Here is a 24996-nt window from a genome sequence, read left to right on the forward strand (position 1 = left end):
GGGCAGAAACCCTTGCGACGTTTGCTTCGAATTTGCCGAAAGCCGAAAATTCCACCTTCGCAACAGCACCTGCACGCGCTTGTTAAGGTGCAAGCGTCTGGATTGATATTACTTTTCCCGAAAAATCGCAATGACCCCGGGCAAGATCGGAGCGCGGCAAACATCGTCGTGTCACGGAATCGACATCAAAGGTCGATCACGAATAGTTTCAGATGCGTATCATTACGTAAGATCCGGGCGCATCTCCAAGCACGTCCGAATCGTTATCGCGGATATGTCGAGGCGATACTTTTTTCGCGCTTTGGGCTTCTATCCAATCCTGCCAGTGCAGCCACCATGATCCCGGATGTTCTTCGGCGTTATCAAGCCAGTCGCTCAGATTGCCTTCGGCCTTGCCGCCGGTCCAATACTGGTATTTCTGCTTTTCGGGCGGGTTGATGACCCCGGCGATATGGCCGGACCCGGCAAGCACATAGGTGACATCGCCGCCGAAACACTGGCTCCCGACAAAGACCGATAGCGCCGGCGCGATGTGGTCTTCCTTCGCTGCGAGGCTGTAAACCGGGATATTGATGTCAGCGAGCGAAATCCTGTGCCGCGCCAGCATCATCTTTCCTCGCGAAAGCCGGTTCTCGAGATAGCAGTTGCGCAGATAATAGGAATGGTTGGCCGCGCTCATCCGCGTGGCGTCGGCGTTCCAGTAGAGAAGGTCGAAGGGAAGGGGGCTTTTCCCTTTCATGTAGTTGTTAACGACATAAGGCCAGATGAGATCGCTTGATCGCAACATATTGAACGCGCTCAGCATTTTTGTTCCGTCAAGGTACCCATCGCGGAACATCGCCTCTTCGAGCGCGCTGATCTGCTCCTCGTCGACGAAGACCTTGAGGTCTCCGGCATGCTCGAAATCGACCTGTGTGGTGAAGAAGGTCGCGCTTTTGACCCGGTTGTCGCCCTCCTTCGCCATCAGGGCGAGGGCGGCGGCAAGCAGGGTGCCGCCGACGCAATAGCCGGCGGCATTGATCTTCTTCTCGCCGGTTCTCCTCTCGATCGTATCCAGCGCAAACTGGATGCCTTCGCGGATATAGGCTTCCCAATCCTTGTGCGCATGACGGGCGTCGGGATTGATCCAGGAGATCACGAACACGGTGTGCCCCTGTCCGACGAGCCAGCGTATGAAGGATCTCTCCGGGCTAAGATCGAGAATGTAGAATTTGTTGATCCATGGCGGGCAGATGAGGAGAGGCTGCTTGAAGACCTTGTCCGTCGCGGGCGCATACTGGATGATCTCCGCCAGATCGTTACGCGCCACGACCTTGCCCGGCGTCGTCGCCACGTTCTCGCCGAGCCGGAAATGCGTGTGATCTGCCTGGCGCAGCCGCAGATCGCCCTGGCCGGCGATGATGTCCTCAGTCAGCATCCGCATGCCGTTGACGAGGTTCATACCGTTGGAGGTGACCGTCTCCTTGAAGAGCTCAGGATTGGTCAGAACGAAATTGGTGGGTGAGGCGGCGTTGACGAGTTGGCGCACGTAGAAGGCGGCCTTGCGGCGGGTGTGGTCGTCGAGCCCTTCCGCCTTTTCCACCAGATCGAGGCCCCATTTGGCGGTGACGAGATAGACCTGCTTGAGGAAATCGAAAAAGGCGTTCTTCGACCAGTCCTCGTCCTGAAAGCGCTTGTCTTTCGGATCGGGCGCTGCGATATCTTCGGTCGGCTCGCCTGTCATACGGCGAATGGAATTCGTCCAGATGGCGAGATAGTTTGAAAAGAGGAGCGTCTGCGCCTCGACGGCGCGCGCGGGATCGGAAAGCCAGTACTCCGACAGCTTGGAAAGCGTCCTGACCATGTCGGTCAGCGGCTCCGCGAGAAGATCGCTCTTCAGCCCCTTTTCGCGCGGTTCGATCCAGGCGGCCGCAGCCTTTCCCGCCTGCTCGACCATGCGGGCAAGATTGAGCGCAAAGCTGCTGGGATCCTTGATAAGATAATCATCAAGGGAAGGTTCGTCAGTCGGCTTTTTCCGGCTGCGATCCCCGGTATCAGACATGATCTGCTTTTCCTCCGACACCTCTTATTGACATAGTAGCATGAGTTGATGCTATCGGTTCAACACTCAAAAGCATTCCTGCAGGGGTAAGATATTATGTCACAGCACGCAGGGCTTTCCGCCCGTTTCCTCATGATATCCCTCGTGCTGGCCGGTCTTTCCGCCTGCGCGCGCGGGCCCGAGTTCCAGGGCGTGCCGCAACAGGGTGCAGCCAATACGGGCGCCTTTCCCACATTTGCCCGCACGCCGCGCGGCGAAACCAAGCAGCTGACGGCGCAGGAGACCGCAAGCGTCACCTCCGCGCTCGACGCCGACAAGCGGCTTCAGCAGGGCGTTGCCGCGCCGCCTCCGGCAACCCAGGCGCAATTGGATGCGGCGCGCCGCCAAGCCCAGCAAGCGGCCGAGGAGACGCTGAAGGAAATCGAGAAGACCGGCAGCAACTAGGGCATAGGTTTTCCATTTGCAGCCAGGCAGAATCGCTTGGTGCCGCATAATGCAGTGAAGAAACACTGATCTATCGACCCCCGGCGCGAACAGGTGTATAGCGAAAACGCAATTTCAACCCGCACCGGAACCAGGACAATGTCTGAAGAGTTTCATAAAGTTCGCCGTCTGCCGCCCTATGTCTTCGAACAGGTCAATCGCCTGAAGGCCAGCGCGCGAGCCGCCGGTGCGGATATCATCGATCTCGGCATGGGCAATCCTGATCTTCCGACGCCTCAGAGCATCGTCGACAAGCTGTGCGAGGCGGTGCAGGACCCGCGCACGCACCGCTATTCCGCTTCCAAGGGCATTCCCGGACTGCGGCGCGCCCAGGCGCAATATTATGCGCGCCGCTTCGGCGTGAAGCTTAATCCTGAAACACAGATCGTCGCCACGCTCGGCTCCAAGGAAGGCTTCGCCAACATGGCGCAGGCGATCACCGCGCCGGGCGATGTGGTGCTGTGTCCAGACCCGACCTATCCGATCCATGCGTTCGGCTTCATCATGTCCGGCGGCGTCATCCGTTCGATCCAGGCAAAGCCGGATGAGAATTTCATCCCGGCGCTGGAGCGTGCGGTGCGCCATTCGATCCCGAAGCCTCTGGCGCTGATCCTCAATTATCCATCCAATCCGACCGCGCATGTCGCCACGCTCGACTTCTATCGGGATGTGGTGGCTTTCGCGCGCAAGCACGAGATCATCATCCTTTCCGATCTCGCCTATTCGGAAATCTATTTTGACGATACGCCGCCGCCGTCGGTGCTGCAGATACCGGGCGCGATGGATGTCGCCGTCGAGTTCACCTCCATGTCGAAGACCTTCTCCATGCCCGGCTGGCGCATGGGCTTCGCCGTCGGCAACGAGCGGCTGATCGCGGCGTTGACGCGGGTGAAATCCTATCTCGATTATGGCGCGTTCACGCCGATCCAGGTGGCGGCGACGGCCGCGCTTAACGGCGACGGCTCGGACATCGCGGAAGTCCGCGCCGTCTACAAGCGCCGTCGCGATGTGCTGGTGGACAGTTTCGCGCGGGCGGGGTGGGACATCCCGTCTCCCGCCGCCACAATGTTCGCCTGGGCGCCCATTCCGGAGCGTTTCCGGTCGCTCGGTTCGCTTGAGTTTTCGAAGCTTCTCATTGAGATGGCGGATGTCGCCGTTGCTCCTGGCGTCGGTTTCGGCGAGCATGGCGACGATTACGTCCGCATCGCGCTCGTCGAGAACGAGCACCGCATCCGTCAGGCCGCGCGCAATATCAAGCGCTTCCTTGCCACAAAGGAAGAAAACCTGCACAACGTCATCCCGCTTGATGCGCACCGCTGACCCGGTGGTGCGCTTTCAGCTGACATTCGGATAATTTCAGAGGCACGATCATGACTGATGCATTGCGGATCGGCGTTGCCGGACTCGGCACCGTGGGCGGTTCGGTCTTACGCATTTTGCGCGACAAGGCCGAGATGCTGACCCGTCAATGCGGCAAGGAAATAGTCGTTGCAGCCGTCTCGGCCCGCGACCGCTCCCGCGATCGAGGGGTCGATCTCTCCTCGGTTGAATGGTTCGACGATCCGGTTGCGTTGGCCAAATCAGGCGACATCGACGTCTTCGTGGAACTGATCGGCGGTGATGACGGCCCCGCCAGGGCATCGGTCGAGGCGGCGCTGAAGGCCGGGCATCATGTCGTAACGGCCAACAAGGCGCTGCTTGCCAAACATGGCGTGGCGCTTGCGAAAATCGCCGAGGACAAGGGCGTGCTCTTGAATTTCGAGGCGGCGGTCGCCGGCGGCATTCCCGTCATCAAGGCGATGCGCGAATCGCTGACCGGCAATACGGTCTCGCGCGTCTATGGCATCATGAACGGTACCTGTAATTACATCCTGACACGGATGTGGGACGAGGGCATATCGTTCGAGGACTGCCTGAAGGACGCGCAGCGCCTGGGCTATGCCGAGGCCGATCCGACTTTCGATATCGAGGGCAATGACACCGCGCACAAGCTGGCTCTCCTGACGAGCCTCGCCTTCGGCACGCAGATCGCCGCCGACGATATCTATCTGGAAGGCATCAGCAACATCTCGCTCGCCGATATCCATGCCGCAGACGAGCTTGGCTACCGTATCAAGCTCCTGGGCGTTGCGCAGAAGACCGATACCGGTATCGAGCAGCGCGTCCACCCGACGATGGTTCCGACCTCTTCGGTGATCGCGCAGGTGCATGGCGTCACCAATGCGGTGGCGATCGAAACCGATCTCCTGGGCGAGCTGTTGCTTTCCGGCCCCGGCGCCGGCGGCAATGCCACGGCATCGGCAGTGCTTGGCGATATCGCCGACATCGCCAAGAGCCGCCCCGGTTTCCAGCACGGACCTGTCTTCGGCACGCCGGCCAAGGCGCTGAAGCCTTATAAGCGGGCCAAGATGCGCTCGCACGCAGGTGGTTATTTCATCCGCCTGACGGTTGAGGACCGCACCGGCGTCTTCGCCGCGATCGCGAAGCGCATGGCGGAGAACGACATCTCGCTCGAATCCATCGTGCAGCGTCCGCCCATGAATGGTGCAAGCGAGGTCAGCAAGACCGTGATTCTGGTGACGCACGAGACCACGGAAGCGGCGGTGAAGAAGGCGCTCGACGCCATTCTGCGCGATGGCCATCTGGTGGACAAGCCGCAGATGATCCGCATCGAGCGAGCCGGCTGATCGGCGGGCTTGCCCCGCCTAACCCATTTAATCGATTAAGATTTTGGCTGTGCCGGATTTCTGCTCGTCCGGCACTTGCGGCCCCTTTGCGACTTTGACAAAAGGTTTGCATGGCCCTGATATGGTCCATGTTCCAGTGCAGGTGTTAGCAACGAAATTCGAGTTAGGACATTCCCCACATGGCAAAACCCGCTGAGCAGACTTCCCACGGTCTCGATCGTATCCTGACGCTTGAACTCGTCCGCGTGACCGAGCGCGCGGCGGTCGCCGCAGCAAGGCTGCGCGGTAGGGGCGATGAGAAGGCCGCGGATCAGGTGGCGGTCGATGCCATGCGGCAGGAATTGAACCGTCTGCCGATTAACGGAACGGTGGTGATCGGCGAGGGCGAGCGCGACGAGGCGCCTATGCTCTATATCGGCGAGGAGGTCGGCACCCGACAGGGGCCAGAGGTAGATATTGCGCTCGACCCGCTCGAGGGCACGACGATCTGCGCCAAGAACCTGCCCAACTCGCTTGCGGTCATCGCGATCGCCGAGAAGGGCAATCTGCTCTATGCGCCCGACGTCTATATGGAGAAGATCGCCGTTGGCCCCGGCTATCCCGCTGGCGTCGTCGATATCGACGCGTCTCCGACCGATAACATCCACGCCATCGCCAAGGCCAAGGGCGTTCCTGTCCATGAGATCACGGCCTGCATCATGGACCGTCCGCGCCATGCGCGCCTCATCGAGGAAGTTCGCGCCACGGGTGCGGCGATCCGCCTGATCGGCGATGGCGATGTGGCGGGCGTCATCCACACGACCGATCCTGATGAAACGGGCATCGACATCTATCTCGGCATTGGCGGCGCGCCGGAGGGCGTGCTGGCGGCCGCCGCATTGCGCTGCATCGGCGGCCAGATGCAGGGGCGCCTTCAGCTCAACACCGACGAAAAGGTCGCACGTGCGGCGAAGATGGGTATTTCCGATCCCAACAAGGTCTATACGATGGAGGAGATGGCGAAGGGCGACGTGCTGTTCGCCGCCACCGGCGTCACCGACGGCAACATGCTGTCGGGCGTCAAATTCGCCCGCGACTATATCCAGACTCACACCATCGTCATGCGCGCCCATTCCCAGACGGTGCGCGAGATCAAGGCGCGCCACCAGGATCTGACGAAGTTCTAGCGAGCGATCCGATCGGGCGTCTTACGCTGGCATTGAACTTTCGCCTGCGAGGTAATACCTTATTTAAAACTGGTATTACTTTGAGGTGCAAACATGGCTACGAAAGCGACTGCAAAGGGACAGGTCACCATCCCAAAAGCAGTTCGGGACTATCTTGGGATCACCCCAGGTACCGAAGTGGTGTTTCGTCGCAATGCTGACGGGCAGATCGTGATCGCCAGGGCAGACGGAAAAAAGATACCGAGCCGATTTGAAAAGGCTCTTGGCCATGCGGGGCCGGGGCCGACCACCGACGAACTCATGGAACTGTTGCGCGGTGAAACGTGATCCTTGTCGATACCAATATTCTATTTGATATCGCAACGCTGGATCCACATTGGGCGGAATGGTCCTTCGGAGAGCTTCAAGATGCGCGCATGATTGGTCGCTTGTTGATCAATGATGTGATCTATGCGGAACTTGCTGCTCGTTATAACCATATCCGCGACCTGGAGAATTTCATCGAAACGGTCGGCGTTGAAATGGAGGCCATTCCCCGTGAAGCGCTGTTTCTGGCTGGAAAGGTTTTTACCCGATATCGCAAGGCAGGCGGCACACGGACTGGCGTCTTGTCTGATTTTTTCATCGGCGCTCACGCAGCGGTTCTGAACCTGTCGTTACTGACGCGTGATGAAGGCCGTTACCGGACCTATTTTCCAACAGTTACGCTGATCACACCCAGTTTGTCATGATCTCGCAGGTAACAGAGGATTACCCCGGACGCGCCATTGCCTAGATGCCGCCTCTCGTGTTTGAACGGAGCATGCCAAGCTCTGCTACCCTCGTTCAGGAACGTTTCTTTCTCGGCGTCAGCCAGTCGGTCACCGGCTATAGATGGGTTGACCGCCTCGGTCTGCGGGAGGCCAATATCGCGCTGGCGATCGCGCAGAACCACGGCATGCCCGATCTCGTGGCGCGGGTGCTCGCTGGACGCGGCGTTTCGCTCGACGAGGCGCCGCTATTCGTCGAGCCGACGATCAAATCGCTGATGCCTGATCCGGCATCCCTGACAGACATGGAGCGGGCGGCGGGGCGCATTGCCGATGCCATTGCCAAGCGCGAACGCGTGGCGATCTTCGGCGATTATGATGTCGATGGAGCCTGTTCGTCGGCGCTTCTGTCGCGCTTTCTCACCCATTACGGCGTCGCCAACGCCATCTATATTCCCGACCGCATCTTTGAAGGCTATGGGCCGAATAGCCAGGCGATGCGCGAGCTGGCGGAGAAGGGCGCATCCCTGATCGTCACCGTCGATTGCGGGACGAACAGCGCCGCAGCCATCGAGGCGGCGCGCGAGGCGGGCAGCGACGTCGTCGTCATTGACCATCACCAGGTCGGCGGCCTCTTGCCGCAGGCGGCCTTCGCGGTGGTGAACCCCAATCGCGATGACGATATTTCGGGACAGGGGCATCTGTGTGCGGCGGGCGTGACATTTCTGACGCTGGTACAGGTGCTGCGGACCTTGCGCGAACGGCGGATCGCCGCCGATATCAGTGCGCCGGATCTGCTCGGCCTTCTCGATCTGGTGGCGCTTGCCACGGTCTGCGACGTGGTGCCGCTTAAAGGGGTGAACCGGGCCTTTGTCGTCAAAGGCCTTATGGTGGCGCGTGCGCAGCAGAATGCCGGGTTGGCGGCGCTGGCGCGTGTGGCGCGAATCGGCGAGCCGCTGAACAGCTTTCATCTGGGCTTCCTTATCGGGCCGCGTATCAATGCCGGCGGCCGTATCGGCGATGCCGGGCTCGGCGCTCGCCTGTTGACCCTGGACGATCCGGTTGAGGCGGAGCGCATCGCGCAGGAACTAGACCGACTCAATCAGGAACGCCAGGCGATGGAACTGCAGATGCTGGCGCAAGCGGAGGCCGAAGCCGCCGTGGAGATGAGCGGAGGGCCGGGCCCGGCGATCATCGTCACCGCAAGCGAGGACTGGCATCCGGGCATTGTCGGGCTGATCGCCGCACGGCTGAAGGAGCGGACGCGGCGCCCGGCTTTTGCAATCGCCTTCAATCAGAACGGCATCGGCACCGGCTCGGGCCGCTCCATCACCGGCTTCGATCTCGGGCGGATGGTGCGCGGCGCGGTGGAAAAGGGGCTGCTGGTGAAAGGCGGGGGCCATGCAATGGCGGCAGGCATCACCGTCGAACGCGACAAGCTCGGTGCGCTGCGCGCCTATTTCGAGGAAGCGGCCGGCGAGGCCGTGGCCAGGCTGCGTGACAATCAGAGCCTCGCCATAGATGGCGCGCTCTCCGCCGCCGGCGCGACGCTTGCCCTGCATGATGCGCTGGAAAGAGCGGGTCCCTACGGCTCGGGCCATCCGCAGCCGGTGCTGGTGCTGCCGCATCATCGTCTCATTGGTGCCAGCGTCGTCGGCAAGGACCATATCCGCGCGACGCTTGCAGGTGCGGACGGCAGGCGTGTCAACGCCATCGCGTTCCGTTCCGCAGGAAGCGCGCTCGGTGAGTTCCTCTTGAGACAGTCCGGCCAGTCGATCCATATCGCGGGCAACCTCTCGATCAACCACTGGAACGGATCGTCAGCCGCGCAGATCCGCATCATGGATGCGGCCGTAGCGGTTTAGGGGCTTTCAGCTGCTCTTCTCTGCGTCTGGCACATAAAGTTTGCAAAACAGGTTGAAGGCCCGCTCCGATCGGCGCTCGACTTCCTGCTGCGAGAGTTCGCCGATCGTGCCGATCACCCGTCTGATCTGAAGATCGCCGATCAGAAGATGGAAATAGATTTCCGCCGCATCCGCCGGGTCGTCGCAGTCGATCAGGCCTTTTTGCAGTGCGCCGTCCAAGAGTTTGCGAAGCAATGGTGCGATGATATCACGGCCGGCCTTGGCGATCGCCTTGCCCAATGTGCCCGTGTCGCTGACATCGCCGGCCGCTGCACGATTGAGGATAACGGCCCGCTCGCCGGTTACCAGCGCAAGGAGCGCCGGGCCAAGCTGCGCCAGCGCCTCAAGCGGATCGCTTCCTTCCCCCAGCGCTTTTTCCAGTATGGATCTGGCTTTGCTGGCATTGGCCTCGACCAGGGAACGGAACAGGGTCTGCTTGTTGCCGTACCATTTATAGAGCGTCTCGTTGGACGCCGACGCCCGCTTGGCAATCGTCAAGAGGGAGGCGCTGTTGTAGCCCACTTCGCTGAGCACCTCATAGGCGGCCTGCTCGATCCGCGCCCGCCGGGCGGCCTGTTTCGGCGTCATCCGGCTCGCTTCCCCGGGAAGGCTTCGACAATGAGAACAGCCGCGGCGATCTCCGCCACGAGCACGGCCGGCCAGATCTCGCCGATAGATGGATCACCCCATTTCTGCGGCCCGAAAGAGACAAGGGCGAGCATCGCCGTCAAAAGGCTGGCAATCGTTCCCTGTCGCGTCGCCATGGCGCCCAGCACCATGGCTGCCGCGGCTATCGCTATGGATGCGCCGAGAAACGGGCCGAGCGCGAATAAAGCAATCGCCCGTGGTGGATGCGGCGGCGTCTGCGTGTAGAGCGCGGCCAGCATGACGATCTGCAAGATGATGAGTGCGAGCAACGCCGCGTGGGCGCGGGCATATGGTCGGGTTGCAGCCATCGGGAACCTCCAAACCGTATTGATGCGTACGGAAATAATTCGTATAGATGCGTACGGATTTGTCAAGGACAATTGTCCTGCAATACGCATCATCAAAAATGGGCACGCGCTACGAAACGGCCTCGCACGTGCGATAGGTCCAACGGTGATGGAATATCAGGAGCAGCAACGTCCCACCCATTGCGTACCGGCGGGTTCTTTAAACGAAATCCGGGCCTTTCGGCCCGGATTTTTGTGATTTCTGATAATAATTTCGACCAATCAGCTGCACCCGCTCGTCGCGCCGCAGGTGTCGCATTTCAGGCAGGTGCCGTTGCGAACCATGGTGAAGTTCTGGCATTCGGAGCAGCTGTCTCCGGTATAGCCCTGCATGATCGATTTCATCCGGCGGTCGGCTTCGACCTTCTTGGCGGCGGTCTGCGCTTCCGTCTTTGCGCTCGCCGCTTCGGCATCCGCCCGGTCGGAGAAGAGCGCCGTCGCGTCCTCCGGAGCATCCTCGGCAAAGCCTGCAGCGGACTTTTCGGCCTGCTCCTCATAATCGCGCTTGAAGGCGGTGGCGCCGTCGGTCACGAGACCGATGGCCGGGCGGTTGCCCGACGTTGCCGTCGCGGACGCGGATTTCAGCGCCGTCACATTGGAGGCCTTCGGGGCCGGGGAGGCGGCTGCCGATCCCTTCGGCTCGGTGCTGGCGGAGACCAGCGTCGGCTTGTAGCCGCGGGTCCAGCCGGTGGAGACGAGGTTGGTCTTGCCTTCCTTGATGCCCTTGCCCAGCGATGTGTTGGTGAAATCGCTGGTATCGACATGAGCGAGGTCGTGGCGGCCGAGATAGGAGACGGCGAGCTCGCGGAACACATAGTCGAGGATCGACGTGGCGTTCTTGATCGCGTCATTGCCCTGGACGATGCCGGCCGGCTCGAACTTGGTGAAGGTGAAGGCCTCCACATATTCCTCCAGCGGCACGCCATATTGCAGGCCGAGCGAGATGGCGATGGCGAAATTGTTCATCATCGCGCGGAAGGCCGCGCCTTCCTTGTGCATGTCGATGAAGATTTCGCCGATGCGGCCATCACCGAACTCGCCGGTTCTGAGGTAGACCTTGTGGCCGCCGACGACCGCCTTCTGGGTGTAGCCCTGGCGGCGGTTGGGGAGCTTCTCGCGCTCGCGCACCACCTTCTCGACGATCTTCTCGACGATCTTTTCGGTTACCTGCACCGCGCGGGCGCTGGCCGGCGCCTCGATCAGCGCCTCGACCGCATCGTCCTCGTCCTCCTCGTCATCGGCGATGAGGGCGCTGTTCAGCGGCTGCGACAGCTTGGAGCCGTCGCGATAAAGGGCGTTCGCCTTGAGTGCCAGCTTCCAGGACAGCATATAGGCGTTCTTGCAATCCTCGACGGTCGCCTCGTTCGGCATGTTGATCGTCTTGGAGATCGCGCCCGATATGAAGGGTTGCGCCGCCGCCATCATGCGGATGTGGCTTTCCACCGAGAGATAGCGCTTGCCGATCTTGCCGCACGGATTGGCGCAATCGAAGACCGGATAGTGCTCTTCCTTCAGGAACGGCGCGCCTTCCAGCGTCATGGCGCCACAGACATGGATATTGGCCGCTTCGATATCCTTCCTGGAGAAACCCAGCGCCGGGAGCAGTTCGAAGGAGAAATCGTCGAGCTGCTCCTGGGTGAAGCCGAAGTTCTCTTTCAGCCAGTCGGCGCCGAGCGTCCACTGGTTGAAGGCGAACTTGATGTCGAAGGCGGATTTCAGCGCCACGTTCAGCGCCTCGATCTTCTCGTCGGTGAAACCCTTGGCCTTGAGCGAGCCGGGGTTGATCGCCGGCGCCTGGTTCAGATTGCCATGGCCGACGGCATAGACCTCGATCTCGGCGATCTGGCTCTCGGAGTACCCGAGGGTACGCAGCGCCTCCGGCACGGCGCGGTTGATGATCTTGAAATAGCCGCCGCCGGCGAGCTTCTTGAACTTCACCAGCGCGAAATCGGGCTCGATGCCTGTCGTGTCGCAATCCATGACGAGGCCGATCGTGCCGGTCGGCGCGATCACGGTCGTCTGCGCGTTGCGGTAGCCATGCTTCTGGCCGAGCTCCAGCGCCTTGTCCCAGGCGGCGCGGGCATGGGTGATGAGCGCCTGATCCGGACAATCCTCGGCCTTCAGCGGCACGGGATTGACGGCAAGGCCTTCATAGCCCTGAGACTCGCCATGGGCGGCACGGCGATGGTTGCGAATGACGCGCAGCATGTTGGCCGCATTCGGCTCATAGCCGGGGAAGGTGCCGAGCTCGCTCGCCATTTCGGCTGACGTGGCATAGGAGATGCCGGTCATGATCGCCGTCAGCGAACCGCCGATGGCGCGACCCTCGTCGGAATCATAGGGGATGCCCGAGGTCATCAGGAGGCCGCCGATATTGGCGTAGCCCAGGCCGAGCGTGCGGTATTCATAGGAGAGGCGGGCGATTTCCTTCGACGGGAACTGCGCCATCATCACCGAGATCTCGAGGACGATGGTCCACAGACGCACCGTATGCTCGTAAGCCTCGATGTCGAAGGTGCCGTCCGCCCGGCGATAGGTCAGAAGGTTGATGGAAGCCAGATTGCAGGCCGTATCGTCGAGGAACATATATTCCGAGCACGGGTTCGACGCGCGGATCGGGCCGGCGGCGGGGCAGGTGTGCCAGTCGTTCATCGTGGTGTTGAAGTGCAGGCCCGGATCGGCGGAGGCCCAGGCGGCATAGCCGATCTTCTCCCAGAGGTCGCGGGCCTTCAGCGTCTTCAGCACCCTGCCGTCCTTGCGGGCGGTGAGATTCCAGTCGCCGTCATTCTCCACGGCACGCAGGAATTCATCCTTGAGCGAGACGGAATTGTTCGAGTTCTGGCCCGAAACGGTGAGATAGGCTTCCGAATCCCAATCCGTGTCGTAGGTCTTGAACTGGATGTCGGTATAGCCCTGACGCGCGAACTGGATGACGCGCTTGATGTAGTTTTCCGGCACCTGGTTCTTCTTGGCGGCCTTGATCTCGCGCTTCAGCGCCGGGTTCTTGGCCGGTTCGTAGCAATCGCCATTATCCGCCTCGCAATTGACGCAGGCCTTCATGATGGCGGTCAGGTGCTGCTTGACGATCTTGGAGCCGGTGACGAGGGCGGCGACCTTCTGCTCCTCCTTCACCTTCCAGTCGATATATTCTTCGATATCCGGATGGTCGATATCGACCACCACCATCTTGGCGGCGCGGCGCGTGGTGCCGCCCGATTTGATGGCGCCCGCCGCGCGGTCTCCGATCTTGAGGAACGACATGAGGCCGGAGGACTTGCCGCCGCCGGAAAGCTTTTCGCCTTCGCCGCGCAGATAGGAGAAGTTGGAGCCTGTGCCGGAGCCATATTTGAACAGGCGCGCCTCGCGCACCCAGAGGTCCATGATGCCGCCTTCGTTGACGAGGTCGTCGCCGACGGACTGGATGAAGCAGGCATGCGGCTGCGGATGCTCATAGGCCGATTTGGATTTCGTCAGCTTGCCGGTCTGCCAGTCGACATAGAAATGGCCCTGGCCGGGACCGTCGATGCCATAGGCCCAATGAAGGCCGGTGTTGAACCATTGCGGTGAGTTGGGCGCGACGCGCTGGGTGGCGAGCATATAGGCAAGCTCGTCGCGGAAGGCGAGGGCATCGGCTTCGCTCTCGAAATAGCCGCCCTTCCAGCCCCAATAGGTCCAGGTGCCGGCGAGACGATCGAATACCTGACGGGCGTCCATTTCCGAGCCGTAGCGCTCGTCCTCGGGGAGGGCCGCCAGCGCTTCTTCGTCCGCCACGGAGCGCCACAGCCAGGAGGGAACGGAATTCTCCTCGACTTTCTTCAGCCGTGCAGGCACGCCGGCCTTGCGGAAATATTTCTGCGCCAGAATATCGGCCGCGACCTGGCTAAACTGGGCGGGCACGTCGATGCCTTCCAGGCGGAACACCACGGAACCGTCGGGATTCTTGATCTCACTCGTCGCCTTACGGAATGCGATATCCGCATAGGCCGACTGATTCTCCTTCGTGAAACGACGTTCGATCTTCATTGGTCCCATCCATATCTTGTATATATAGCGGCTTTCCCATGTCATTTATATCCCTGACACGGGGCGGCCGCATGTCCGCCGCATCCGGCATCGCACCCGCGAAACCGGCTCTCCCTTACCGCGCCTCGTCATCCAGCCCATGAAGGCCGTCGTCGGAGGCCGCGCGGGCCCATCTGTCGACACCTGATATTTTGTGATCCCGTCAACGGGACGCCTACATTATCTGGTGCTTATTATCGATGCAAATACTAAATCTTGTATTAACGCATCGTTCCCCGTCCATTTTAAGCAGGCGATCCTCGTTTATCGCATGCCCGAAAACCGACACAAAGAACCCCGCACGAAAACTGCATGTACGAACATGCATTTCCCGTCGATAAGGCTCTGATATCGGATGAAAAGCCGGCTTTTCGAATATCCGGCCACGTCACAAACTCAACGTAAAAACCATAAAAGGTGACTCGGACCCGAGCGTCAAGGGTTGGTTTGTTTCAAATTTGTGACCTCAATATCTTGTGTGTGGCTGGTGTGGATAACGGGGAGAAGGGATAGGTGACAAGGGGCGAGGATTGCTATTGCGCGAAGCGCTGATTTCCCGAAAACTGGAGGCAGTGGAACGGGTCGACCTGTGCTCGGCGTCGGCGATTTTTCGTCCTGAACCTGTTTTTAAGTATTCTCAAATATGCTCGTCCGGCAATGGCCGGAACATGCACATGGAAATGAAATTAAGGGCGGGTGAGATCGCCAAGAACGTCGTTATCTGGTTCGCCTGCATTCTGGCGGGGGTGGAGTTGCTGGTTTATCTCTACTATGCCCCGATGGGCGCGGAGCGGCTGCGCTCGGAATTTCTCATTTCCGGCCTGATCACCGCGGCGGTCTCGCTGCCTGCCATCATCTACGGCATGATTCTGCGCGAGCGGCTGACACTCGCCAACGCCGCCATGCACGAGCTTCTGCAAAGCGACCGGATGAGCGGTCTTCTCAACCGCAAGGTCTTCATGGAACGCCTGAGCGTTTTCCTCAGGGATGCGGATCGCAGCGTCGGCGTGCTGGCTTATATCGACGCCGATCATTTCAAGATCATCAACGACCGGTTCGGTCATCAGGCGGGAGATGCCGCCATCCGGCTGATCGGTGACTGCATTCGCCACAATTCGCGGTCAAGCGATCTGATGGGGCGGCTCGGTGGGCAGGAGTTCGGGGTGTTTCTGGAAGGGGCCAATCTCAAGCAGGCGGTGATCATCGCCGAAAGGCTGCGGACGCAGGTCTCCCAGGCGTCCTCGGAACTCGGAATCAAGGGGTTGGAGCTGTCGGTCTCGATCGGGCTTGCCGTGCACAAGCCGGGGCAGAGCGTGGAAGTGCTGATGAGCCAGGCCGACCGCAATCTGGGGGTGGCCAAGGAGAGCGGGCGCAACGCGGTGGTGGCCGATCTTCAGCGCTATACGGCATGAACCGCGACCCGGCCTATTCGGCTGCCATTGCCCTGGCTGCCCCGAATGAACGCAGAAGGGCCTTGAGCTCGGGTTCATCTACCCGCTCCGCCGCTTCCTCCGGCGTCACCCATTCGTCCTGCCGTTCGCCGCGTTCGGGAAATTTTTCTTCCTGATGGGAGAAATGGACGGGAAAAACGTCGACCGTGAAAGCACCATTGGCCTGGGGCGGGAGATCTGTCTTCTCATAGGTGTAGCTGCCGATCGGCTGCAGGGCGACGGCGCCGCGCACGCCCGCTTCCTCGTAAGCCTCGCGAAGGGCGGCCTGCGAAAGCGTCCTGCCGACCTGCGGCCAGCCCTTGGGGATGATCCAGCGGCCCGTACCGCGGCTGGTGATGAGGAGCACGTCCATCCTGCCGTCGTGATAACGGTAGACGAGCGCCGCGACCTGCCGCAAGCGGCCGGAAGGCGTTTCGATCCGTTTGTCTCTGGCAATGATGTGAGCCGGGTCCATTTTCACCGCAGTTTCTTTCCACTTATCCTTCACAACATGGGTCGATTCGTTAGGATAACAATGCGGTAAATGAAAAAACCGCTAAGAATACGCCGAAAAATCTAGGATTTGCGCCGTTTTGGTTCGATTTTAGTTGAAAAATCCGGCGTTCAGCCGCGATGCGACTTCGAAATCGGCTCCTGATAGGTGAAGCCCATATCCCAGGGGAAGTAGATCCAGGTGTCCTGGCTTACCTCGGTGATGAAGGTATCGACCAGCGGACGGCCGAGCGGCTTGGCGTAGACCGTGGCGAAATGCGCCCTTGGCATCATCTCGCGCACGATGGCCGCGGTCTTGCCCGTATCGGTGAGATCGTCGATGATCAGAACGCCTTCACCGCCATTTTCCAGAAGGCTTTCGCCGATGCCTTTCAGGATCTTGAGTTTTCCCTGCTCGGTATAGTCATGATAGGAGGCGACACAGACGGTCTCGATGAGGCGGATGCCGAGTTCCCGGCAGATAATGGCGGCCGGTACCAGGCCTCCGCGGGTGATGGCGACCATGGCGCGCCATTCGCGCTGCATGCCGGCGATGCGCCAGGCGAGGGCGCGCGCGTCGCGGTGGAACTGGTCCCAGGAAACGGGAAAGGCTTTTTCGGGCAGGGACATCGACGCGCTCCAACACACAAATTCACGATTGCGGTAAAACCGCCGGGGATTGGCTGGTGTTAACCGGAAAAATCCGCCCGTTGCAAGTCCCGCTGGCGGTTGAAGATGCCGACCGGCGCTCCCGCCGGGAGGGGCTTTAACATTCTTGCCGCCATGAGCTTGCGGAGGCGGAACCAAATCGCCGAGCCGACGTTCGAGAGAAGTTCCTTAGCGCGCGGGGCTGAAGGCAGTTCCACAACCAAAAGAAAGGTACGGTCATGGGCTTTTTCTCAAAAGACATCCATTCGATGGACGACCTCTTCGTTCATACCATGCGGGACATCTACTACGCGGAAAAACAGATCACCAAGGCGCTTCCGGAGATGATGGAAAAGACCACCAATCCGGAACTGAAGATGAATTTCGAGAAGCATCTGGGCGAGACGCAGGGCCATGTGCGGCGGCTGGAGGAAGCTTTCGAACTCTATGGCATCGAGGCCAAGGGCGTCGATTGCCCGGCGATCGACGGCATCATCGAGGAGACCAACGAGATCGCGGGGGAGGTCGACGATCCGACCGTGATGGACGCCGCGCTCATCGCTGCCGCCCAGGCCGTCGAGCATTACGAGATCACGCGCTACGGCACGCTGATCGCCTGGGCAAACGAACTGGGACGTTCGGATTGCGCGGCGCTTTTCGAGCAGAATCTGGCTGAGGAGAAGGCGACCGACCAGAAGCTCACCGCGCTTGCGGAAGACAACGTCAACCGAAGAGCCGCCTGATCCCGGCTGTAGGAAGGCTGCGCTCTCCAGCCGTTCCCATGCCGTGATGGGGTTCCCGCTTTTCCTGGTGAGGGGCGGGAACCGTTCGTATGCACGTCGATGAGGCAGGCTATATCGCGGCTATCCGGTTTGCACAGCATGGTGCCGCAAGGGCGTTCTGGTACTGCAAGAACAGGGACGGCTCCTATGTTCGCCGCCGGCTGGCGCTGACGCCGGCGGCACAGGCTGCGCATAAGGTGTTCAACACTGCCTTCTGGCTGGAAAGCCTTTCGGTGGCGGATCCGGCGCATGGCAGCGGCGCGCTCTCACTGGTTTATGTGATGCTTGCCCTCACCGGCCTCTTTCCACGGGTGGGGCGTGGCCTGGCGCCGTTATCGGACGCGCCCGGAGGCGATCCCTATGAGGCCCATATCGCCAATATCCGCAACGATCCCCGATTGCTGGCCGGCGTGATCGACATCCTGCCGCAATTGATGCTGCAGCCGTCCGGAAGCGAAATTTTGCCGTCATCAACCCGGCCGGCCTGTTCCTGCAGCGCTATCACGCCGAACAGGCTCCGAATCCGGAAAGCAGGGTGCGGCTGAGCGCCGAGCAGGATGGGCGGCCGCTCCCCCGGCTGGATGTCGATTTCCGTTTCCTGCGGGAGGATGTCGCCTCGGTGGTGAATGAAGTCGCACGCAGTGCTGGATCGTGGTCCGCAGGCCAGCGGGATCGGCCGGCTGGAATATCTCCAGACGCCCGACCGCTGCGACCAGCATGTGCTCGACCAGGCACTGGACGGCTATCATCAACTCGGGATCACCCGGATGTCGGAAAGCGGCAGGGATGGGGTGGTCGATCCCGATTGCCGCGTGCATGACGTTTCCAACCTGTTTGTCGCCGGCAGTTCCGTCTTTCCCACGGCGGGACAGGCAAATCCGACGCTTCCCGCCGTCGCCCTGTCGCTCAGGCTGGGCGATCATCTTCAGCGGTTCTGCAGGTAGCCAAATATCGACAATATCAATACTTAAGATTGAATGTAACCAGATCTTCAGAACTGGCGGTTTTTCTATGGTTTCGTCCATTGAAGCCGGCGTCATCAATGAAGAACTGGACACGAACAGCAGCCATCCTGATCGGCCTCGTTGCCCTCATCGTCGCGCTCTATATCGGTATCGTCGAACGGCAGGAGGATTTCTATTATGCCAGCCCGGCCGATCTGGCGGCCGGTAAGCCGGGAAGCCTCATCCGCAGCGAGCGCATGGATACGGACATCGAGGAGGCGACGACCTGGCGGGTGCTCTACCGCTCGACCGGGCTGAATGGCGAGCCGGTCGCCGTGTCCGGGGTGGTGGTCGTGCCGACCGGCGATGCGCCCGTTGGCGGCTTTCCCGTTGTCGCGTGGGCGCATCCGACCACCGGTATCGCGCAGAAATGCGCGCCCTCGCTGGGGACGAGCATTGCACCAACGATCGCGGGCTTCAGTGGATTGGTGAAAAGGGGCTTTGTCATCGCCGCGACGGATTATCTCGGGCTCGGCACTCCCGGGCCGCATCCCTATCTCGTGGGGCGGAGCGCCGCCCACTCCGTGCTCGATTCGGTGCGGACGGCAGGAGAATTGACTGAAACGAGTCGCCGATTCGCGGTATGGGGTCATTCGCAGGGCGGCCATGCGGTGCTGTGGGCCGGACAACTGGCGACAGAATATGCGCCCGAGCTCACGCCCGCCGGCATTGCCGCGGCAGCTCCCGCGACTCGTCTCGCCACGCTTTTTGAGGAGGATCGCGACACGCCGGGCGGAAAAGCCTTTTCGGCGCTGGCGCTTCTCTCCTGGTCGAAGGTCTACGGGCTGGATCCCGCAACGGTGATCGAACCGGCAGCTCTGACAAATGCACGGATCATCGGCGAGGAATGCATGACCAATCGCTTCGATCTCCTGATCGACGGCTGGGCATTGCATGGCCTCCCCAGCACATTTCTGAAGACCGACCCAACCAAGGCGCCGCCCTGGAGCGGTATCATTGCTGAGAACACGCCGAGCGGCGGCAAGCCGGGACTGCCGGTTCTCATCCTTCAGGGCACCCGCGATTCGGTTGTCCTGCCTCCGGTGACGCGCGGCTTCGCCCGCGGCCTCTGTCTGGCGGGTGCGCCGGTCGAGCTGGTGGAGATGAACGCGGATCACCTCTCCGTCGCGGCATTGGGCGCGGATATCGCTGTCCAATGGATGGCGGACAGGCTCTCCGGAAAACCGTCCGGCGGTAATTGTCCGACGCCTGCGGAGTAAGGATTCAACGTCGCGATTGGGCAGCGAGGCCGCCCAGCGCGAGACCGAGCGCCATCGCGCCGAAGGCAGCGGCGACCGAGCGTTTCGGTAATGCCAGTTCCCAGCCCGGTGTCAGGCGCTTCGGCATCAGGAGATAATCGACGGCCGCCGCGACAGATGCCATCAGCGTTGCATCGCGCAACATGGCCGAGGCATCGCGGGAAGGGCGGCTAGCGAGCCAGGCGCCGAAAGGCATGCCCCAGAACATGGCTGCCAACTGATTGGTCAGGAGGCCGAGCAGCGTGTGCCGCATGTCGGCCCGCTCTCTCGATCCGGCATCGTCGCCCCAGATCCAATGGCTGGTCGCATTGGCCGGCTGCCATGGGCTGTGGCCTTCAAGCCGGGCAAGCAGCATGAGCGCCATTGTCGATGTCAAGCCTGCCAGGGTGCCGCAGTACAGGGCATAGCGCATGGTTTGCATATCACTGAGCCGTTATCTCGCGATCTTCTTGAGCGCAGTCTCTTGTTCCTCATCCGAACACCGGATTCGTTTGGGTGTTCCCACAGGAGCCGGCATAGGGAGGTGCGGCAGGTGGAAACCGATTGCGGCCGGACGAGCGGCGAACAGGCTGCGATCAGAAGAAGAAATACCAAATCAGTATCACCACGATGAGCGGGACGCCCATCATCCATAAAATGGCCGCGCGAAGCATGTTGCTCTCCTTTTTTCGATGGGAGCACAACGCGCTGTTGGGGGTTTTCGTTCCCACATCGCCAGCTACCCGCCGGCTGATGGTCGAGGCGGGGTTTTCGGACACCAGGAAAGAAATTAACGATGAAGACCAATCATCCGTATATGCCGGGACTGGCCGCACGCCTCGCTGCATGCGAGAGATACCAAAAGAGCATCCGCAAATTCAGCGTTTCATTATATCGATATTTGGAAGAAATGGCTCCCCGGGCCGGATTCGAACCAGCGACCAACCGGTTAACAGCCGGTTGCTCTACCGCTGAGCTACCGGGGAACAGGCGCTCATTCGTCAGCGATGTGGCCTATAGCAAAAGGGTTTCGCTTTTGCAAAGGGCCTATTCCGTTTTTTTCCATCTTTTTGGCATGGAGATGACGGCGACCTATATATTCTGGCCAGGTCTGCTGTCCGCATGGAGGCGGGCCGCTCCTATATCGGCGGAAACATAAAGCGTGGATGAACCAAACGAATTGAAGTCTTCCTTTCAGCGCAAGAAGGCCGTGCACGTCCTGGGGCGGCGGATTCCGATTCCCCGATCCGTCCTCATGCGGCGGATTCTCGGCATCGTGCTCATAGTCGGCGGCATCCTGGGTTTTCTTCCCGTGCTCGGCTTCTGGATGGTGCCGCTCGGGCTTCTGGTGCTTTCTCATGATTCTGCAATCATCCGCCGCTGGCGGCGAAAGCTGGAAGTACGCTATGGACGCAAGTGGCGGAAGAAATAACGGCTGGATCAAACCAAAAGCGCGGGAAAGCGCGAATGTGGACGGTTGTTTCCCTGACGATGCGAAATGCCGCGGAGAATTCACCTGCAATCCCATCGGAACGGCTTGACGGGCGAAAAGCCATAACCTATTGACGCCTCACAAACGCTTGTGCGGAAGGCCTCGTGGCGGAGTGGTTACGCAGAGGACTGCAAATCCTTGCACCCCGGTTCGATTCCGGGCGAGGCCTCCAGCGCAACCGGTTCCTGCGGGCGTTCATATCATCCGACAAGCGTTCCACCCCGCGTTTTGCGCGAAAGGAAAGCTTGGGACAATGACTGCCGATTTCCACGATCTCCGTACCAAAATGGTCGATAATCAGATCCGAACCACGGATGTGACTAACATCGCCGTTCTCGACGCCTTCCTGGCTGTTCCGCGCGAAGAGTTCGTTCCATCGGCCCGGCGCGACTTGGCCTATATCGACGAAGATATCCTGGTGAAACCGGCATCGCCCGTGGGCGAGGCGGCGCGTTATCTCATGGAGCCTTCGCCTTTCGCCAAGCTGGTGCAGCTCGCAGCCATCGAGCCCGGCGACGTGGTCCTCGATATCGGCACGGGAACCGGCTATTCGGCGGCGGTGCTGTCGCGGCTGGCAAGCTCCATCATCGCAGTCGAAAGTGATTCCGACCTGGCGGCCGAAGCGACGGCAAAACTCTCCGAACTTGGCTATGACAATGTCGTGATCGTCACAGCGCCATTGACGGAGGGCTATCCCTCCGAGGCGCCTTATGACGTGATCATCCTCGAGGGCGCTGTCGATTTCGTTCCGGACGCGCTTTTCGACCAGTTGAAGGATGGTGGCCGCCTCGTCGCCGTCGAAGGGTATGGAAATGCCGGGGTTGCCAAGCTTTACGTCAAGGATGACGGTATCACGTCCGGCCGCCGGGCATTCAACCTGGCGGTGAAGCCTCTACCTGGATTTGCGCGTGCGCCGCAGTTCGAATTCTGATTTTTCCGAAATGGTTACATATCTGCAACGCTTCTGACTTTGTTTGTGCATGCGCCTATGGCACAGATAGAAAAGGAGAAATTTACCGGTTATTAAATGCGTGCCCGAACCGCTCGGTTCGGTCAAAAAAGATTCGAATGATTCATATGAGGTTCACTGTGTTCAAAGTATGCAAGGGATGGTTGGCGGCGGCATTACTTTCGGGCACGGTTTTGACGGGAAATCCAGCCTTGGCCGAGACGCTTACCGGTGCGCTGGCCAAGGCCTATCAAAACAATGCAACGCTCAACTCTTCGCGTGCTGGCGTTCGGGTCACGGATGAAGGTGTCGCGATTGCCAAATCCGGCTATCGTCCGACGATCACCGCCACGGGGGATTTCGGCCGTGCCCGTTCGGGCCAGTCAAATAGAACCGCCACCACGGGCAGTGTCGGCATCCAGCTCAATCAGACGCTTTTCGACGGGTTTCAGACCAAGAACAATGTCGCAGCCGCTGAAACGCAGGTCTACGCGCAGCGCGAAAACCTGCGCAACGAGGAACTGAACAGGCTGTTCGATGCGGTCCAGGCCTATATGGATGTCTACCGGAACCGCCAGATCGCGGTTCTGCGCGAGCAGAACCTTGCCGCCTTGAACGAACAGGTGCGCGCCGCACGCGCCCGCCTCGACGTGGGCGAGGGAACCCGCACCGACGTGGCGCAGGCGGAAGCCAGCCGCTCGATCGCTGTCGCGCAGCTCAACCAGGCGCGCGCCGACGTCAAATCGGCCGAGGCGGTGTATCGTCAGGTCATCGGCACCCCGCCGGGCAAGTTGCAGGCCGCAGCCGCCCCGTCCAGGACCCTGCCGCGCTCGATCGATACGGCCTATCAGATCGCCGCGGCTGCTCACCCGGCAATCCTTGCCACGAAATATGCGGTCGATGCCGCCGGCTACAACGTCAAGGCCAGGGAAGGCACATTGCTGCCGACCCTCGGGCTCAGCGCCTCTGCCAGCCATAGCGAGACCTTCGCCGGTGAAACGAGCTTGGGCGACGGCAATTCGGCTTCTGTCGGCGTGCAGCTTTCGGTTCCGATCTATCAGGGCGGGCGGGCTTCGGCGCAGGTGCGCCAGTCCAAGGAGCAACTGGGGCAAGCGCGGATCGAGGTCGATGTGATGCGCGACTCCGTGCGTGCAGCCGTTGCCTCCGCATGGTCGCAGCTCGAAGCCGCCCGAGCATCGGTTTCAGCCAATCGCGACGGCGTCTCGGCAGCCAGACTCGCTCTCGAGGGCGTGATCGAGGAGCGCAAGGTCGGCCAGCGCACCACGCTCGATGTCTTGAACCAGCAGAACGAACTGGTGGCTGTGCAGATTGCGCTTGTGCAGGCGGAACGCGATGTGGTGGTTGCGAGCTATGCGCTGCTCCAGGCGGTCGGCCGATTGACGGCGGGCCATCTGGGCCTTCAGGTTGCAGAGCACAGGCCGGAAGAGCATTACGAGGCCGTGAAGGACAAGTGGATCGGCCTGCGCACGCCCGACGGGCGCTGAGCTTCCGCTTCATCGGAACCAGGAAACGGCACCGCAGGGTGCCGTTTTTCGTTGTGCATGCTGAGCGGATCGGAATCATTGCGGCGAGAGGTGCCGCAACAGTTTGAAGCCGCAGATATTTCCGTCTCTCAAATCGCATTTTCCAGCGGATGATTCGATAATCCTGTGGGTTGGCTTTTCCACCTAACCGGCGGGGATTCTCAAACGCGGTTTCGTCCGATACCCTGTTTCAAAGATTCGCCGTGCGAGGCGGCGAGAAAGACAAGCGGCACAGGACTATGGCACAGACATCGAGCGCGGCGCGTGAGCCTTCCATGGAAGAGATCCTTGCTTCCATCCGTCGGATCATCGAGGACAGTGACGTGGTGCGGCAGAGCGTGCCGCCCAAGCCTGAGCGTCCCCATGCGGCGCCGGTGCGCGGCGAGATCGCCGAATTCCGCCGCGATCCGGAGCCCGTGCTGAAGCCGGTGGAGCCGGCAAAATCCAGCCTCGAAGCTGACAAGGCGCAGGAGGACCGTGGTGCGCGCCAGGCGGAAGACGCAATGCAGGCGCTTGCGGCGCGGATCGGCCTGCGCGGATCCCTCGAACCGCAGGGCCGGGATGGTGCGACGTCGAGCGTGGGCCGCGATGCCGTGCATCAGCCGAAAGATGAGCGCGCCGACGCGCCGGCGGGCGTTCAGCCCCGGTTCGAGGCAGCTGGTGCGGACAGCGATGCGGCCGACGATGCCGATGATGATTATGAGCCCATCCTCGACGCCAGCAATGACGATCTCCAGCCCGCAACGGCTGTAACGGGCCGGGCGCATGAGACTGCAGGGGATGACGTGGGGCCTGTGTCGGCCGAAGCGCCCGCGAATCCAACGGCGCAGGCGCCTCAACCCGATGCGGTCACTGGCAATCCGGATGCCGCGCGAGGCGATGCGCCACGGCCGGCTGTTGCGCCGGCAAGTCCGATTATATCGCAGGCCACAGGACGGCAGGTGGCCGCCGCCTTCGAGGATCTTTCGGCCGTAATGCGTGCCGAGCAGCGCCGTTCCTTCGACGAGATGGCGGAAGAAATGCTGCGTCCCATGCTGCAGGAGTGGCTCGACAACAATCTTCCCGGCCTCGTCGAGCGACTGGTGCGCGAGGAAATCGAGCGCGTGGTGCGCGCCGGGCGGGAGTAGTCACGCCATTCGTTCTGCTTCGCTTCGCTCTGAGGGGGAGTAAGGGAATAAGTGAATAGGGGAGTATGTTTCGCTCGCAAGCATACTCCCTTATTTCCCTATTCCCTTACTCCCTTTCGTTTTCGACGTATTTTCCCTTTCATAATCCCTGCAAAAATGATTTTAGGAGGCCTGCATCACCTTTAAAGTGATTGTTAACGCCC

Annotated in this window: 23 protein-coding genes and 2 tRNA genes; 17 read left to right on the top strand and 8 right to left on the bottom strand. The window is 60.8% G+C overall.

Annotated elements, in window-relative coordinates; all coding sequences use genetic code 11:
• Nucleotides 1–208: 208 nt before the first annotated feature.
• Nucleotides 209–2041, bottom strand: a complete 1833-nt coding sequence (locus ATN84_RS09285) for a PHA/PHB synthase family protein (protein ID WP_068881386.1) — start codon at nucleotides 2039–2041, stop codon at nucleotides 209–211.
• Between the two features lie 96 nt (nucleotides 2042–2137).
• Here ATN84_RS09285 and ATN84_RS09290 point away from each other — a divergent pair, with 96 nt between their 5' ends.
• From ATN84_RS09290 to recJ, 7 genes are all read left to right on the top strand, one after another.
• Entirely contained in the window at nucleotides 2138–2485 is a 348-nt protein-coding gene (locus ATN84_RS09290) for a hypothetical protein (RefSeq protein ID WP_068881387.1), read from the top strand.
• A 138-nt stretch (nucleotides 2486–2623) separates the two neighbouring features.
• Nucleotides 2624–3844 carry an LL-diaminopimelate aminotransferase gene (locus tag ATN84_RS09295; protein WP_068881388.1) on the top strand — a complete coding sequence of 407 codons (1221 nt, stop codon included), beginning with the start codon at nucleotides 2624–2626 and terminating at the stop codon, nucleotides 3842–3844.
• Nucleotides 3845–3894: 50 nt separating this feature from the next.
• Nucleotides 3895–5211 (top strand): homoserine dehydrogenase, encoded by a 1317-nt coding sequence (locus ATN84_RS09300; protein WP_068881389.1) that lies wholly within the window; start codon nucleotides 3895–3897, stop codon nucleotides 5209–5211.
• A 179-nt stretch (nucleotides 5212–5390) separates the two neighbouring features.
• Complete coding sequence (glpX, locus tag ATN84_RS09305) at nucleotides 5391–6377, top strand: class II fructose-bisphosphatase (protein ID WP_068881390.1); 987 nt, start codon at nucleotides 5391–5393, stop codon at nucleotides 6375–6377.
• 93 nt (nucleotides 6378–6470) lie between these two features.
• Nucleotides 6471–6704 (top strand): AbrB/MazE/SpoVT family DNA-binding domain-containing protein, encoded by a 234-nt coding sequence (locus tag ATN84_RS09310; RefSeq protein ID WP_068881391.1) that lies wholly within the window; start codon nucleotides 6471–6473, stop codon nucleotides 6702–6704.
• Nucleotides 6701–7108: a type II toxin-antitoxin system VapC family toxin gene (locus ATN84_RS09315; RefSeq protein ID WP_068881392.1), complete on the top strand. Its 408-nt coding sequence runs from the start codon at nucleotides 6701–6703 to the stop codon at nucleotides 7106–7108. Before ATN84_RS09310 ends, ATN84_RS09315 begins: the two co-directional genes overlap by 4 nt.
• 71 nt (nucleotides 7109–7179) lie before the next feature.
• On the top strand, nucleotides 7180–8991 hold the full coding sequence (gene recJ, locus ATN84_RS09320; RefSeq protein ID WP_068881393.1) for a single-stranded-DNA-specific exonuclease RecJ: 1812 nt from the start codon (nucleotides 7180–7182) through the stop codon (nucleotides 8989–8991).
• Between the two features lie 6 nt (nucleotides 8992–8997).
• On the opposite strand, the gene ATN84_RS09325 is transcribed toward recJ, so the two are convergent.
• The 3 genes from ATN84_RS09325 to ATN84_RS09335 form a co-directional block, all read right to left on the bottom strand.
• Nucleotides 8998–9618: a TetR/AcrR family transcriptional regulator gene (locus tag ATN84_RS09325; protein WP_068881394.1), complete on the bottom strand. Its 621-nt coding sequence runs from the start codon at nucleotides 9616–9618 to the stop codon at nucleotides 8998–9000.
• Nucleotides 9615–9986: a hypothetical protein gene (locus tag ATN84_RS09330; protein ID WP_068881395.1), complete on the bottom strand. Its 372-nt coding sequence runs from the start codon at nucleotides 9984–9986 to the stop codon at nucleotides 9615–9617. Before ATN84_RS09330 ends, ATN84_RS09325 begins: the two co-directional genes overlap by 4 nt.
• A 261-nt stretch (nucleotides 9987–10247) precedes the next feature.
• Nucleotides 10248–14048: a vitamin B12-dependent ribonucleotide reductase gene (locus ATN84_RS09335; RefSeq protein ID WP_068881396.1), complete on the bottom strand. Its 3801-nt coding sequence runs from the start codon at nucleotides 14046–14048 to the stop codon at nucleotides 10248–10250.
• Nucleotides 14049–14761: 713 nt separating this feature from the next.
• Between ATN84_RS09335 and ATN84_RS09340 the strand changes: the two genes are divergently transcribed.
• Complete coding sequence (locus ATN84_RS09340) at nucleotides 14762–15499, top strand: GGDEF domain-containing protein (protein ID WP_068881397.1); 738 nt, start codon at nucleotides 14762–14764, stop codon at nucleotides 15497–15499.
• A gap of 13 nt (nucleotides 15500–15512) precedes the next feature.
• On the opposite strand, the gene ATN84_RS09345 is transcribed toward ATN84_RS09340, so the two are convergent.
• Both ATN84_RS09345 and gpt read right to left on the bottom strand, forming a co-directional pair.
• On the bottom strand, nucleotides 15513–15998 hold the full coding sequence (locus ATN84_RS09345; protein WP_425287387.1) for an NUDIX hydrolase: 486 nt from the start codon (nucleotides 15996–15998) through the stop codon (nucleotides 15513–15515).
• A 143-nt stretch (nucleotides 15999–16141) separates the two neighbouring features.
• Nucleotides 16142–16639 carry a xanthine phosphoribosyltransferase gene (gene gpt, locus ATN84_RS09350; RefSeq protein ID WP_068881399.1) on the bottom strand — a complete coding sequence of 166 codons (498 nt, stop codon included), beginning with the start codon at nucleotides 16637–16639 and terminating at the stop codon, nucleotides 16142–16144.
• 257 nt (nucleotides 16640–16896) lie between these two features.
• On the opposite strand from gpt, the gene ATN84_RS09360 reads away from it, so the two are divergent.
• The 4 genes from ATN84_RS09360 (at nucleotide 16897) to ATN84_RS09375 (ending at nucleotide 19663) form a co-directional block, all read left to right on the top strand.
• Complete coding sequence (locus ATN84_RS09360) at nucleotides 16897–17400, top strand: YciE/YciF ferroxidase family protein (RefSeq protein WP_068881401.1); 504 nt, start codon at nucleotides 16897–16899, stop codon at nucleotides 17398–17400.
• 89 nt (nucleotides 17401–17489) lie between these two features.
• Entirely contained in the window at nucleotides 17490–17984 is a 495-nt protein-coding gene (locus ATN84_RS09365; RefSeq protein ID WP_068881402.1) for a hypothetical protein, read from the top strand.
• A gap of 81 nt (nucleotides 17985–18065) precedes the next feature.
• Nucleotides 18066–18383, top strand: coding sequence for a GMC family oxidoreductase (locus ATN84_RS09370; protein ID WP_068881403.1), 318 nt, complete (start codon nucleotides 18066–18068; stop codon nucleotides 18381–18383).
• A gap of 98 nt (nucleotides 18384–18481) precedes the next feature.
• Nucleotides 18482–19663: a lipase family protein gene (locus tag ATN84_RS09375; protein WP_068881404.1), complete on the top strand. Its 1182-nt coding sequence runs from the start codon at nucleotides 18482–18484 to the stop codon at nucleotides 19661–19663.
• A 4-nt stretch (nucleotides 19664–19667) separates the two neighbouring features.
• Here ATN84_RS09375 and ATN84_RS09380 read toward each other — a convergent pair whose 3' ends face one another.
• Entirely contained in the window at nucleotides 19668–20114 is a 447-nt protein-coding gene (locus tag ATN84_RS09380) for a hypothetical protein (protein ID WP_068881405.1), read from the bottom strand.
• A gap of 478 nt (nucleotides 20115–20592) precedes the next feature.
• Nucleotides 20593–20667: transfer RNA gene (locus ATN84_RS09390), tRNA-Asn, on the bottom strand.
• Nucleotides 20668–20861: 194 nt separating this feature from the next.
• Here ATN84_RS09390 and ATN84_RS09395 point away from each other — a divergent pair.
• From ATN84_RS09395 to ATN84_RS28010, 5 genes are all read left to right on the top strand, one after another.
• Nucleotides 20862–21113: a hypothetical protein gene (locus ATN84_RS09395; protein WP_068881949.1), complete on the top strand. Its 252-nt coding sequence runs from the start codon at nucleotides 20862–20864 to the stop codon at nucleotides 21111–21113.
• A gap of 158 nt (nucleotides 21114–21271) precedes the next feature.
• Nucleotides 21272–21345: transfer RNA gene (locus tag ATN84_RS09400), tRNA-Cys, on the top strand.
• Between the two features lie 81 nt (nucleotides 21346–21426).
• Nucleotides 21427–22104: a protein-L-isoaspartate O-methyltransferase family protein gene (locus ATN84_RS09405; protein WP_068881407.1), complete on the top strand. Its 678-nt coding sequence runs from the start codon at nucleotides 21427–21429 to the stop codon at nucleotides 22102–22104.
• A gap of 146 nt (nucleotides 22105–22250) precedes the next feature.
• Complete coding sequence (locus tag ATN84_RS09410) at nucleotides 22251–23627, top strand: TolC family outer membrane protein (RefSeq protein WP_068881950.1); 1377 nt, start codon at nucleotides 22251–22253, stop codon at nucleotides 23625–23627.
• Nucleotides 23628–23941: 314 nt separating this feature from the next.
• On the top strand, nucleotides 23942–24793 hold the full coding sequence (locus tag ATN84_RS28010) for a PopZ family protein (protein WP_425287388.1): 852 nt from the start codon (nucleotides 23942–23944) through the stop codon (nucleotides 24791–24793).
• The last annotated feature ends 203 nt before the right edge of the window (nucleotides 24794–24996 follow it).

It is taken from the genome of Paramesorhizobium deserti (assembly GCF_001558695.1).
Lineage (GTDB): Bacteria > Pseudomonadota > Alphaproteobacteria > Rhizobiales > Rhizobiaceae > Paramesorhizobium > Paramesorhizobium deserti.